Origin of the sequence: Micromonospora sp. NPDC048947 (genome assembly GCF_040649495.1) — a bacterium.
GTDB classification, from domain to species: domain Bacteria; phylum Actinomycetota; class Actinomycetes; order Mycobacteriales; family Micromonosporaceae; genus Micromonospora; species Micromonospora alfalfae.
This window is the reverse complement of sequence record NZ_JBEZFO010000003.1, coordinates 355,990-370,312: the sequence shown is the minus strand read 5'-3', so window position 1 is coordinate 370,312 and position 14,323 is coordinate 355,990. Positions and strand designations below refer to the sequence as shown.

The 14,323-nt window shown below is 66.8% G+C and carries 4 protein-coding genes; all 4 read right to left on the bottom strand.

What is annotated here, in order from left to right; all coding sequences use genetic code 11:
- Positions 1–207: 207 nt before the first annotated feature.
- The 4 genes from AB0B98_RS07115 to AB0B98_RS07100 all read right to left on the bottom strand — a co-directional run bounded on the left by AB0B98_RS07115 (position 208) and on the right by AB0B98_RS07100 (position 14,209).
- Positions 208–453, bottom strand: coding sequence for a YrhB domain-containing protein (locus AB0B98_RS07115; protein WP_357361354.1), 246 nt, complete (start codon positions 451–453; stop codon positions 208–210).
- A complete protein-coding gene (locus AB0B98_RS07110) occupies positions 450–7,064 on the bottom strand; it encodes an RHS repeat-associated core domain-containing protein (RefSeq protein WP_357361353.1) in 6,615 nt (2,204 codons plus the stop codon). Before AB0B98_RS07110 ends, AB0B98_RS07115 begins: the two co-directional genes overlap by 4 nt.
- A 112-nt stretch (positions 7,065–7,176) precedes the next feature.
- Positions 7,177–10,311 (bottom strand): LamG-like jellyroll fold domain-containing protein, encoded by a 3,135-nt coding sequence (locus AB0B98_RS07105; protein WP_357361352.1) that lies wholly within the window; start codon positions 10,309–10,311, stop codon positions 7,177–7,179.
- A 496-nt stretch (positions 10,312–10,807) separates the two neighbouring features.
- Complete coding sequence (locus AB0B98_RS07100; protein WP_357361351.1) at positions 10,808–14,209, bottom strand: LamG domain-containing protein; 3,402 nt, start codon at positions 14,207–14,209, stop codon at positions 10,808–10,810.
- Positions 14,210–14,323 lie beyond the last annotated feature (114 nt).

Below are 14,323 nucleotides of genomic sequence, written 5' to 3'. Positions count from 1 at the left end.
GTGGTCCTCGTCTCCTCGGTCGCCCGCTCGCACCCGTTCTCACAGTGGACCTCGACCGCAGCACCTCGAAACTCGGCTTCGACCACGGGCCGGGAGGCGACCATCCACGTCCGCCGCGGCAGGCGATATCAACGGCAGCGGGGTGACCCCGACACAAACCGGGGCCACCCCACCGCGAAACGCCTCATGCAACCAGCAGTTCGCCGACTAGCCGGCGTACTTGACCTCGCCGGAAACCTCATTGACGATGAGCGGGATGTTGCCCGCCATTATTTCGCGAACGTCATGCGATTCGACATAAGCCTTACCGTCGTAGGGGAACAACCAACCTTCGTCCACCTTCTTGATGCCGGAATCGACGATCACGATCTCGTGGGGAAAGCGAACGCGCAACTGCTCATCCAGAAAGCGTTCCGCCAACAAGCGGGCCTCATCCCGCGCCAATTTACTCACTTCTTCCCCTTCGCGCCCTTCTGCGTGAAAGTCACCCAGAATTCGATGAATCCGTCATCCAAATTCGCGGCAGTGCCCGACTGCCCGTCGAGGAAACGCACGACCCCTCGTTGGTTCACCACGTTGAACGCATGACCGAGAACACCCGGACCTCGTCCCCCAACAACGATGCCGCGACTGCCGTCGCCGAACTTCGCCATGGTCTTGACGATATCGTCCACTGATCGCCGATGGAAAATCCCCCGCGAGTAGGTCGTAATCTCCTCAGTCGGGAAAGGTCCACCTGTAGGCGCGGGCGACCACGACTCGCCGGCCAACATCTTATCGGTCTCGATGGAGCACCTGACGCAGTTCTTGTCTCCTCCGGTGGGGTTGATGTCACGCAGCGAGGCACCAACCTCGCCATCTGGCGTATCGCCGCCGCTGCCGCCACCCGCCTTCTTGTCCGGCGGCTTGGGGAGCTTCGGCGTGGGAGCAACACCGACCTTGTCCCGGATGGCCGACTTGATCGCGGCCATCTCCGTCGCATCCTGGGCGGGGTTGATCTTGACCTTGAAGTTCTGGAACTTCCTGACTCCCCGGGCCTCCTTGCCCAGCTTCCCGAGCCAGTCACCAGCCATCTTGCAGACGCTCTTGAGCACCTTGCAGCCCGGCGGCCCCGGCATGAGGGTTTCCATGGCGCTGTCCATGTCGCCCTCACGGACATACAGAGCGGCATCCGCGATGTCAACGCCGGGGATCCAGAAGAAGGCCGTCGCAGTCTCGTGAAGAGTCTTGTTGTTGAACATCCCCGGATCACGACGGGTCGTCTTGTGGACCGGCGCGCTCGTGTCGCCGTCCTTGCCCTCGACATACTCCTGGCAGGCCGCGCCCGCGTAACCGTGCGGGCACAGCCCTGTCGGAGTGTCGACGCCGGCGTACTCCGCGATGATCCTGCCACTCGGATCGCTGAAGGTCGTCGGGTTGTTGGCGGCGTACGTGTACGCGGGCAACTGCTGTGGGTTCCCCGGGTCGTTCACCGGATCCACCGAGATGAACCGGCCGACCTTGGGGTCGTACTCCCGAGCCCCAAGGTGGGTCAGACCGGTCGGATCCTGGTAGCCGCCGAGAAAGCCCTGCTTGTTCGGCCAGGTGACCCCTGCGCCGCGCGTCGACCCGTAGGGCGTTTGCCTGCGCTGGACGATCGTCTGGTTGGCGTCGGTTCCGACACTGACCTGCGCCGTGCCCTGATGGTCACTGGCCAACCAGGTGATCCCGGTGGTCGTGCGCTGACCAATGACCTCCCCGTTGAAGCTGTAGTACCGGGTGGCGCTGATCGAGCCCGTGCTCGTGTTACGCCGGATCTCCGTCGATCCAAGGAAGAGCGTGCTGCTCGCGCTGTCCTTCGCGATCAGTCGGTTGCCGCCACCGTCATAGATGTAGGAGTTGCCGCCCGCGCTGTCCGTCAGAGTGGACAGGCGACCTTCAACATCCCACGTCAGGGTCTGGTTACCCCCCGACGGCCCCGGGCGACTCACCGTGTTGCCGGCGGCATCGTAGGTGTACGAACCCGTCGTCGTGCCGGTGTTGTCGGTCCGGCTCCAACCCGAGAGCGAATGCGGCCGCGCTGCGCCCGCATTCGGGTAGGAGTAGCTGGTGGTCACCGTTCCGGTGGCGGTTGCTCGTTCGGTCTGGGTCAGTCGGTTGCCGACCCGTCCTCGGGGGTCGTCAGGTGCGCCGAAGTCCCACTCGCTCCAGTAGGGGGCCGGTCCGCCCAGGCCCGCCTCGGTGGGGCCCACAGCACAGTCGGCCGAGGCCGGCGTCCACGCCTTGGTGAGACGCCGCTGGTGGTCGTAGGTAAAGCATTGCGTGTCGCGAGGACGACTGCCCGAATTGTCATCGATCTTGAGCACGTTGCCGGTGGCGTCGTACTCGTAGAAGGTGTTGGCGATGTACGACGGCGAGGTCGAGCGCAAGATGGCACTGCTCGTCACCCGACCGGTCGCGTTGTCGTAACGGTTCGTCGACTGAACGAACTTCGCCCCGGTCAGTTCGGTCGACCGGGTCAGGGTGCTCAGTTCGTTCAGGTTCGTGTATCCGGATTGGATGGCGTAGTAGCTGACGTCACCGTAGTTGGTGGCCAACTGGTTCGGGAGCGCGTCCGTCGAGTCGTACTTGTAGGTGAGCACCTCCTCGTCCAGGCCACCGGCCGCCGGCATGGTCAACGTGTTCGGCGAACCGTCAGCACGGTAGGTGGCCTTCGACGTGAAGCTGCACGTCGTGGCAGTGACGCCGCAGAAACCAGCCTGGGTCGCCGGCAGCGTCACCTTCGTCTGCGTCGGCCGGTACTGCGCGTCGACAGTCACGACCTCGTCGCGGTACTCGTCCGACCCGATCCACCGCGAGGTGGATTTGGTCAGGCCCTTGAGCGGCAGATCGTAGGTGTTCTCAACCCGCTTCGCCCCGGTGAGGCTTCCTTCCCGAACCGTCAGCAACCGGCCCAACCGGTCGTAGCTGTTGTACAGGTCGGGCGTCTCGGACCGAGAATCGGTCGTCTTCTCCAGGTCGCCCACGGAGTTGTAGGCCATTGTCGAGACGCCCGAGTCGGGGTCACTCACGGAGACCGAGCGGCCCTGAAGGTCGTACTCGTACGACCACTTGTTGCCTGACGCATCCTTGACCGTGGCGATCTGACCGGTCGGGTGATAGGTGTAGTTGGTGTCGTCATACGTGCCAGTGGCGAAGCGTCCGTGGTACTGGCGGATCTTTTCAGTTCGTCCCTGGACGTCGGTCCACACCGTGCTGGCCGCCTCGCCGACCGGCGGCTCGACGGTTACGTGGTCACCGAAGTAGGTCGTTGACGTCCGGGTCAACTCCACCTGCACACTCGCCTCGGAGGCGAGCAGGAGTGAGTGGATGGGTCGGCCGGTGGCATCGAAGAGTGTCCGAGTCTGGCTCGGCACATCCCGATCCAGGCCCGAATACAGAGTGGTCCCCGGGTTACCGGCGTTGTAGTAGGCGTTGTTGGACTTGTAGGCCCGGCCGGCCGCGTCGAAGAAGGTGTCAGTCAGGATGCGCCCGCCGCCGTGCGCGGACGCCTGCGTCTGCCGGGGACGACCGAGCGCGTCCAGCAGCAGATACGCAGTGTCATATGCGCCGAGGGCATTGATCGTCCGGGTGGTGACCGACGAGACCGACGTCTTCGACAAGGCGTAGCTGTAATTGGTCGACGGGTCGGACGGGTAGGTTTCTCGCAACCTGCCAGGTTCCCAGACGTCCGTGGTCCGACCCAGCGCGTCATAGCCGATCTCGGTGACCCGGCCGTTGGGATCAGTGGTCTTGACCGCCTGCCCGAAGGCCGGGTCGAGTTCGACAGTGGTTGTCCAGAGCAGTGGGTTGGTGGTGACGACCTTGGTGACCGGGCCCCCGCTCGACGGGGTGTACTCGGTCGTGGTCTTCTCCCCGGCAGCGTCGGTGGACTCGATGGCCCGGCCACTCACATCGTGGGTGGTCGTCGACGTCTGCTGATATTCACGGGTGCCACCGGTGAAGCTCTTGATCGCCTCGGTAGCGGTGACCAACCCCTTCTGGGGTACGGCACCGTAGGCGAGCGAATCGAAGCGGAACCGGGTGTCGGCGGTTATCTGCTGCGCAGTGGTAGGCGAAGAGGCGCAGGTGCCGACGTAACCGTGAGTACGCATGACGGGGGTCAGGAGCCAGGCGGTGGTGTTACGGGCGTACTCGGTCTTGACACATCCTTCGTCGCCCGTCTTGGCGGCGTCACCCCCGTCCTCGACGCTGGTCGGCATGCCGTAGCCGTCGAAGGTGGTCGTGGTGGTGCTTCGCCGAACCCCGCTGTCAGTGGTGGTGCGACTCTGAACAGCCCTGACTCGGGAGAAACGAGCTTCGGCGACAGGGGTGCCGGCGCGGGTCGCGCTGGGCGGGTCCGAACGCCACATCTCATTGACGGAGGCCGACGTGATTGTCGAGCCCAACCAGGAGATCTGCTCTCGCGGCGTGCCTGCGTACTCGTCGTAGTCGTTCGCCGCGCCGCCCTCACGACCCTGCACCGTGCTGGTACGGGTACCGCCCGAGGCGAGCTTGTCTCCGTGCATGCCCCGGAAATAGAGGGTTTCGGTCTTGATCCGGTCTGCGCCTTCGCCGAGGTAGGTGACCACGGTCGGGTAGCCACGCCACTGCGACCACGTCTTCTGATCGTCCGGGGACAGACCGTCGTCGTCATCGTGGTGCCAGAGCGGCAAGTTGTCCGGGTTGGAATACTCGTAGGTGGTCCGCACCGGGCGGGACCCACCGGAGTGGTCGATCTGCTGGACCTCGGTCACCACGTACTTGTGGAAGTAGTCGGTGATCGGGTCGGTGTACGACGGCGGAGCCCACCTGACCGGATAACAGCGCAGTGAGTTGTTGTCCAGGGCGGAAGGCATGGTCCCGCCCTTGGCGCACTGCTTGCCGGTGTACGTCACATAGATCTCGCCGCCGGCCTCCGTACGGATCGAGTTGACCCGCCACCAGTTCATCGCCAACGCCCAGTCACTGCCCGCAGCGTCGACGCGGTTCTGCATCTGCATACCGCTGAAGGTGACCTCCGGAGCGGTCACCGTCGTTCCGTTGAGGCCTCGGTGGGTGATCCCGTCCAACCAGAGGCCGGCACGGGTGCCATCGCCGGGATCTGGGAAGCTCTGCCGCAACGTCCAGGACTCCGCCGGCTGATAGGCCGACTTGGTGGCCTTCCACGCCGTGGTGGTGACGACACTCAACCGCTTCGCCGACCAGAACGTGGGTGCGCCGTTCAGGCACGATGCGGTGTTCGCCGTGCACTCCTGGTCCCAGGGGGTGTCCGGCCAGGTGGTGGCGTTCTTCGTGGTGCAGTTGGCCAGGCACCGCTCGAGGTGGGTGAAGTCGACGCGTCCGGGGGCGTTCTGAATGTACGGGGAGGTTGCGGAATACTCGGTGCCATCCCGGTTGTCGGTGCCATAGTCGATGCGAGTCAGGTAGCTCGCCCGGTCATAGGCCACCGGGGTACCGGACACCTTGTTCTTGGCGTAGTGGTTCGTTTCCTTCGTCCACCACAACGACATCGTGTTGCCGTGAACGTCCTGGACATAGTCCAGGTTCCACCGCCAGGCCTGCTTCTTTCCCCCGCAGTCGGAGGTGGCGAAGGTGCTCCCGTGGCACGGCTCGCCCGTGTTGTTGCCGAAGACGGGCACCGTCAACACCGAGTTCGTCGTCGGTCGGTTGGCGGACCAACCGGGCAACTGGTGCCTGCCGAACCAGTACTGCGTACCGTCGGCCGTGGTCACCTTCCAGTACTCGTTGTCATTGTCGCCGTTGCTGAAGGCAGGCGAGGTCAGCAGTTCGACCTTCGACCCGTCCTCCTTACGCGGGTGCCACCCTCCGTTGCTGTCCTTCAACAGTTCGACTGTCGAGCCGCCGAGGGAAAGCACCGCGTTGTCCGGGCCCCAACAGAGGTCGCCGGTCTCAACGGTGTTGTTGGCACCGCTGCCCATGTCGTCGGCACACGCCTTGTACCGCCGTTCCACGAAGCCGGGCGAGTAGTCGAAACCCTCACCGATCGCTCCGGGCTGATTGTTTGTCGCGGCGTGACGGCCATCGACAGACTGCGAGGAGTAGGCGAGCCCGATGCTGGGAGTCGGCCCGCCCGGCCCCGGCGACACCTGCATCGGGTACGACCACTGGAAGCCCCCGGTCGAGCCGCCGTGACTCCACTGGGAGGTTGGCGAAAGGTCGGAGGCGGCGAAGCTTCCCGCACCTCCAGAAGGACCGGCTGCCAGCGCAACAAGCGTGCCCGCAGTCGCGGCCGTGCTCGTCATTCCGAACCGTCGCGCGTCCGCCGCGGACACTGCCGCCCGCACTGGCAAAGCTGCCACAGCGGCCGACACAGTGCCGGACCGCACATCATTGCGCGACTTCAGCGGCGACAGCTCACAACCCGTGGCGCCGGGCGTGGTCAGAGCGCACTCCGGCACCTGCACGAGGCGCAGGCGGGAGGACCAGTCAGCGCCGTACGCCGAGGCGAAGCCGGCGTAGTTCACGCCCACCTCGACCTGACCGGCCGACGTCTCGCCGTCCGTGCGTCCGACGCGCAGCAGCAGGCCGCCACGCACGCCGGCCGCCTCGGCCTTTGCCTTTGGCAGCAGCTCGACCCGTACCTTGCCGGGCGGGGCCGCCCCGGCCCGGGCGGAAGCCGCGGTGTTCAGCGGCCGTACCGTCACCGGCAGCGCCCCAGCCTGGGCCGCTACGGCGGCCCCGGTCGTGCGGGCGCCAATGCCCGAGGCCAGGCTCACCTCGGCGGCACCGGCGGCGGGCCAGACCGGCGCCGGGCGCCGCACCTTGGCCGCGGCCTCCTCCGGCTCGGGGCCGGGCTTCGTGGGCTTCACTGCCTGCACAGGTACGGACTCGTACCGCTGTGCCTCAAGCCGCTTGGTCTCGGCGACCTGCTGCGCCTGTGCGGGCACCTGACCGGTGAGTGTGCTGGCGAGCACTGCGAGCAGGCCGGCGGCGATGACCTTCCGGCCCCTCGCACTCGCGGCGCCGAACGTCGGTCTGCGCCGCCACGGGCGGCTTGATCGACTGGATCTGACCGTATTCATCGTTTCCTTTCCAGGGGTGACATCACGCCGTCGGGGGGTCGGACGGCGCGGTGGACAGAGGGGCGGCCGAGGTGGAGGGCGACGCCACTCCACCTCGGCCGTTCAGCCGCGGTTACGCCTCCGCGAACAGCGCCGCGATGTCGGCATCGGAGAGGGCGCCCTGCCAGGCACGGACCCGGTCGATGTCACCTGTGAAGTAGTCGGCGAGCACGCCGTATCTGGCGCGGCCGACGGTGAAGGCACCTTCGGCGCTCCACGGGGTTGGGGCGCTGACGGCGCCGGACAGTTGTCCGTTGACATAGAGGCTGAGGTTTTGTGCGGTGACGTCCTGCACGGCCGTGAGATGGACCCAGCTGTTGGCGACGCAGTCGCTGCCGTAGACGATCCGGGACGAGCTCGACGTCGAATCGATGGTCCGACTCAACAGGGACCACTTGGGACGACCGCTGGGGTCGTTGCGACACGTCAGGAAGAAGCCCGAGATCTGGCCGCCGTCCTGGGCCATGACCGTTCGAGGGCCGACTCCGCCGTTCCAGCGCGCCCACGCGGAGACCGTGTACGACTGGTCGGTGCGTAGCACAGGAGCTGCGGTGACCGCCTGACCGGAGAGCCCGTCGACGGCGAGGCCGCTGGAGAAGTTGTAGCCCGCAGTTGCTGACCAGTCGGCTGAGGGAGCATCGCTCAGGTTGAGTGGCCTCTGATAACCGGAGCCGTCCGCTTCCTGACGCGGGGCGTCGTAGTCGTAGTCCTCCATCTCCCACTGCCCGACGAGCACGGGTTCAACCAGTGGCCGCAGATCGATGTCCGGGTCGACGACGCGGTCCCAGACCCGGACCTCGCTGATCGGGCCGTTGAACCAGCCGGTGAGGAGCCCGGCGCGGCCGGCACCGATCAGCAGCGGGCCGCTGGAGGACCAGACGGGCGACGTCGAACCTGTGCCCTTGCGAACACCGTTGACGTACAGGCTCAGCTGATTGGCCGCGCCGGCGTCGTATACGCCGGTCAGGTGCGTCCAGACACCGACCTGGACAGGGTCGGTCGTGCAGGCGGGCGCCGCTGTCGCGCCCGCGCTCGCGTAGTCCGAACCATAGGTGACGAAGCACCAGCGCTGTTTGGTGGGGAAGTACTGCAGTTCGAAGGGGCTCTTGTTCGTGCCCGGCTGCGAAACGACCACTCCGCCGACGGCGTCGGCCCGGACCCAGGCGGCAACCGAAAAACTACGCGAGGTGTCGATCACCGAGCTGGACGTGCTGGCGTAGTCGGCGGCTCCGCGCAGCTTGACCGCCCAGTCCTTGCCCCGGCTCCGGTGCGCGCCGCGGAGACGGGAGTCGGCCCAGTAGGGGTTGGCGGTCAGAGTGGCCGACTGCCCACCTTCGACGCTGTTGGCCAGGGTCGTCCCCGTGCCCTCGTTGATCGCCCAGTGGGCCTTCACCCCCGAAGGGCTGTCGACGAGGAAGACATAGTCGTACGCATCCGTGCTGTTGCCAGCCTGGTCGCGGCTCCTGACGCTCAGCACGTTCTCGCCGATCGAGTCCGGGGTGACCCAGACCGTCGCGGATCCACCCAGCGTTGTTGCCCTCACCACCTGCTCCGCGCCGCCGTCTACCCGATAGACGTAGTCGTAGACGTCGGCGGCACCGTTGGCGGAGAAGGTGAACCGACCCGAGTAGCCGACCGAGCCGCGCACGTCCTGGTTGGTGCCCAGCGGCGGGGACTGCAGGTAGAGCCCGTCCGCCGGGGCCACCATCGGCCTCGACGTGGGCGCGGCGTAGTCGACGTAGAACTCGCACCACGGCGACTGCTCCGAGCTGCCCCCCAGGGTGTCCTTGGTCTGCGCCTGCCATCGGTACACGTCGCCACTGGCGGTCTTGGTGGTCAGCTGGACCTCGGCCCTGGCTCCCGGGGCGACGCCACCGTCGGTCTTCGGGAAGCCCGTCGCCGTCGTCCAGGTGCCGCTCACCTGCTTCTGCAGGGTGAACACGCCGGACAGGCTGCCGCCATTGCTGCCGTCAGGGTCGCTGAGGGTGGCCTTCAGCCACGGGTAGTCCGACCGCACCATCGGTCGTGCCGCACCGGTCACACACGCCTGCGCCGCTCCGGTGTAGTCCCCGTGCGTGGACAACTGAGCCGCCGTCGGCGTGTTCGGGTTGCTGTTGAACTCGACGGACAGCTTGGTCAGCGCGGGGTCGAACTTCTTCCACCAGGTCGACTCGGACTCGGAGGTGCCGTCGGCCTGCCGAGCCGACAGGGCCAGTGTGTATTTGGCATTCCCGCGGTTCGACGAGACGTCGTCCTTCAGCTTGGAGAACTCCATAGGCAGGTCGGGCTGCGGGTCGTTGGAGCAGCTCGGCGTGGCCGGCGGCTTGTGCGCGTGGCCGGACCGTTCCTCCAACCAGACCACCAGGTTCGGGCCGTCCCACGTCTGTTTTCCGGAGCCGCCCAGTTCGGCGGTGCGATAGAGGTTGACCGGCGTCGAGCCACACGACCACGAGTGCGTCATCTCGGTCAGGAACTTGGCCGACCGGATCGTCTTGCCCGCGAGCGACGAGAGGTTGAACCGGAAGAACGAGCGGAAGTTTCCGGAGCCGTCCGGGTTCTTTCCCACCCGGGCCACTCCGTCGTCACGGGTGGCGTTCGTCGAACCGGCATATCCCCACAACGCCTTGTTGATCGTCGTCCATGGGTCGATGGCCACCGGGTAGGCGGTGTCCTTGCCCCGCAGCAGTGTCAGATCCGGACGGATGACCAGATCGGAGTTCCGCACCTCGGTCGACAGCTCTGCCTTGCGCGCCCGATCCGGCACCGTGCGCAGCGCATCCTGCCTCTCCTGAGCCGCGAAGGTCGCCAACGTCCGGTTGGTGTTCACCTGGGCCTTCGTCGTGAGGCCGGACGAGTCCCACATCAGCGCGTTGCCGGCGGAGAGCACCTCCCGCCCCGAGCCGTCCACAACCTGGAAGCCACCGCCGGCGCGCTGCCGCTTGGACAGGCCGGGGGTGTCGAGGCGGAACCGCAGCGTCTCCAACGCGGGGTTCATCGCCGCGCTGGCCGATTTCACCACGAGAACCCAGCTGAAACCGTCGCGCAGAGCACGCATCCGCAGGTCCACGTCAGGTAGCACCGACTCGTAGACGGCGGTGTCGGCCTCGACCCGGGGTCGGGGCAGCGAACCCGGCCAGGAGAGGGACATCTCCCCACCGCCGAGCGGTAGTCGTACCACCGCAGCCGTACCACCGGCAGAGAACGACACGTCCGCCAACGTGGCCACCGGTGTGACAGACCCGTCCGGCGCCTGCCGGAGCGAGGTGTCGATCGTGCGCCACCCCGTACCGTCTCGGCGGTTCACCCACTGTGGAACCGGATACGACTCCAGGACCAGAGACCCGTTGGGGGACGCCAGAACTCGGGAGTTCTCCGACTTCAGCGTCGTTACCTCGATGGCGCGGCCGGAACGCTTGGCGGCAACAAGAGCCTCGGATTCGGAGAGTTCGGCAGCCACCGGGGGTGCGTTGGGCGAGGGCTCCGCCGGTCCGGCTTCCACCCGTTGCGGTACGGAGACCACACCAGCGACGGCGATCGCCGCCGCCAGAAGTGTGTACCCTCCCTTCCGCGACCGGGCACGGATGCGTGCACGAGGGAACGTCACTGCGGACTCCTGTCTAGGGGTTCAGGGCATGCGCGGAAGGGATTGCGCCGGGGCCGGCAGCGGCGTGCAGGCGGCCCCGGCGCGGATCGATCGGGAAGCGCTACGCCTCGTTGGCGAGGGGGAGGATCTCCTCAGCGCTGAGGGCGCCCTGCCACACCCGGACCCGGCCAATGGCGCCCTTCACGTAGTCCCCGCTGTCGGAGGAGCCGATGCGAAGGGAACCAGTGGTGGCAAAGGTCGGCGCAATGCCCTCCTTCTCACCGACGAGAACGCCATTGATGTAGAGCCCGAGCGTCCTGGTGCCCGACTCGTAGGTCGCGGCGAGGTGGACGCCCTGGTTCAGGACCGGCGTGCCACTCCACTTGATGGTGGTGTAGGCGACGTTCGGCTCGAGTTGGTCCCTGTCCGGCACGACGATGGCCCAACCTGGTACGGAACCGGCCTGACGTTGCAGGTAGAAGGCGCAGCGCGACACCCCGCACTGGGAGAGCACCGTGTGGAAGCCGGTGAACGCCGACGGCTTCACCCACGCCGCGACCGTCCACGACCCCTCGGTCCGAAGCACCTGACCCTGCGTCTTCGCGGTGCCGGTGATCCCGTCCAAACAGAGCGCGTAGGCGCCGTTCGGGCCGGCGTTCTCGCAGACGGTCGCGCTCGGGGCAGCAGTGAGGCTGACCGGTCGGTTGTAACCCGAGGAGTCGCCCTGCTGCTGGACCGCGGCCAGATCCGGGTCGTCCATGAGCCACTCGCCGGTGAGCTTCGGCTTGACGACCTCGCCGAGTTCCGTCTCGTCGACGACCCGGTCCCACAGCCGGACATCGTCGATGTCGCCGTCGAAGTAGTTGCTCTCGACGGCGTTGTAGCGCACCCGCCCCACCTGCATGATGCCGGTGGACTTCCACAGCGAACTCAGTGGCTGGGTGCCGACCTTCTTACCGTTCACGAAGATCCGGATTTCCTTCGCGCCCGCGTCGTACACCCCGGCGATGTGCTGCCAAACGCCGATCGGCGCCCATTCCTTCGAGACGACCGAGGTACGGGTGTGGGTGGTGCTGTCGGCGGAGAAGGTGTGGAAGTACCAGCTGCCGCCCTTGTCCCTCTGCAACTGCCAGGCACCGTTGTTGGTGCCGTTCACGGCCACCACCGAGCCGAAGGTGCTCGTGCTGGTGATGCGTGCCCACGCCGCGACACTGAAGCTGCGCGACGAATCGATCGGAGGAGTCGCCGAGGTGGCCGCCCAGCCCTTGTTGGTGCCGAAACCCAACGCGCGATCGGCTGTGGTGTTCTTGCGGGTGCCGTACGTCCAGCTTCCCGTCCAGCCCACATTGCTGGTGAGGGTGAGGCTGGGGCCGCCCGCCGGCGTCGTGGCGGCCGTGGTGCCGGTGCCCTCGTCCATCTTCCAGACGGCCTTCGGCGCCGAATAGTTCTCGACCAGGAATTTGTAGTCGTAGGGGGCCGACGAGTTGCCCGCCTGGTCGCGACTGTAAACAGTGAGAACGTTTTCGCCGATCACATTCGGCGTCACCCACACGTCAGCCGAGCCGCCCAGCGTGGCCGCCCTCACCGTCATCTCCTTTCCCTTTGTGAGCCGGTAGACGTAGTCGTAGACGTCTGAAGCGCCGTTCGCGGAGAAGGTGAATCGTCCGGACAGGCCGACCGACCCCTGCACGTCCTGGTTGGTGCCCATGGGCGGCGACTCCAGGTAGGGCACGTCACCGGCTGAGGTCACCCTGGGCTTCTGGGCGGGCGCCGAGTAGTCGATGTAGAACTCACACCACGGTGAGCCCAGTGACGCGCCACCGAGGGTGTCCTTGGTCTGTACCTGCCATCGGTAGACCTCGCCGTCGGTGGTCTTGACGCTCAGCTGCACCTCCGCCGTTGCTCCCGGCGCCACTCCGGAATCGGTTTTCGGCCAGCCGGTCACGCCGGTCCAGGCGCCACTGACAAGCTTCTGGAGGGTGAAGACTCCGCTCAGCGACCCGCCGTTGCTGCCGTCCGGGTCGGAGACGGTCGCCTTGAGCCATGGGTAGTCCGATCGCACCATGGGCCGCGAGGTTCCCGTGACGCAGGACTGCTCCGGCCCGGTGTAACTCGCGTGCGTCGTCAACTGAGCCGCGGTCGGCGTGTTCGGGTTGGTGTTGTACTCGACCGACAGCTTGGTGACACCCGGGTCGAACTTCTTCCACCAGTTGCTCGTCGACTCCGAGGAACCGTCCGACTGCCGGGTCGACAGGGCGAGGGTGTAGTTGCCCTCACCTCGCGCGGTGGCAACGTCCGCGGCCAGCTTGCTGCCCGAGAACTCCATGGGCAGGTCCGGCTGCGGATCGTTGGAACACCCCGCTCCTCCTCCCGGCTTGTGCGCGTGCCCGGACCGTTCCTCCAGCCACAGCGCCAGGTTGGGACCATCCCAGCTCTGCTTGCCGGCGCTGGCCAGGTCGGCCGACCGCCAGAGGTTGACTGGCGTGTTCGCGCAGTCCCAGGAGTGGGTCATCTCAGTCAGGAACTTCGCGGACCGGACGTTCTTGCCGCCCAGAGAGGAGAGATTGAATGCGAAGAAGGATCGGAAAGTCCCACTACCGGATGGGTCCGCCCCAACCCGGGCGACGCCGTCGTCCCGGGTCGCGTTCTCCGAACCGGTGTAGCCCCAGCGCAACTTGTTGATCGTCGACCATGGGTCGATGACGACGGGGAACACCGCGTCCTTGTTCCGCAGCAGGGACAGGTTCGGCCGGATCACGAGATCGCTGCCCTGGATCCTCGCCGGCAACTCCGCCTTGCGGGCCAGATCCGGTGCCGACCGTACGACCTCCCGGTCTGCCTGAAGCCTCGACGCCGCGCCGCCAGCCTTCGGCGCCGCCTTCGCAGGTGTGACACCGGAGGAGTCCCACATCAGTGCGCTACCCGCGGACAGCACGGGCTGGCCCGAGGTGTCCACGACCTCGAAGCCTCCACCGGCGCGCTCCCGCTTCGTCAGCCCCGGGGTGTCGAGCCGGAACCGCAGCGCCTCCAACGCCGGGTTGGCCGCCGCCTGTTGCGACTTGACCACCAGCACCCAGGTGAATCCGTCGACCAGGGCCCGCAGCCGGAGGTCCACCTCCGGCAGCACCGACTCGTACACCGCGGTGTCGCCCTCGATCCGCGGAGCGGGAAGCGTGCCCGGCCACGTCAGCGAGACCTGCCCCGACCCGACCGGCAGGTGAACCGCTGGAGCGGCCCCGCCCGCCGAGAAGGACACGTCGGCCAACGTCGCCACCGGGGCGACCGTTCCGTCGGCGTTGCGCTGCAAGGCGGTGTCGATGTCCCGCCACCCGCCGCCATCGGACTTCTTCGTCCAGCGAGGGGTGGCGTACGACTCCAGGACCAGCGTTCCCTGTGGCGTCGCCAGTACGCGAGAGTTCTCCGACCTCAGACGAGAGGCTTCGACAGCCCGACCCGACCGCGTCGCAGCGGCGATCGCTTCAGGCTCGGAGAGCTCGGTGCTCGCTGTGTCGGTTGCCGACACTGAGGGTTCCCGCGCGCTGGCCGACCCAGGCGTGACCGCAGCGGTGGACATGGCCAACACGGTGGCGACCACGGTCATCCCCAGCCGACGCCACGCAGCGACGGCGGCTGTATG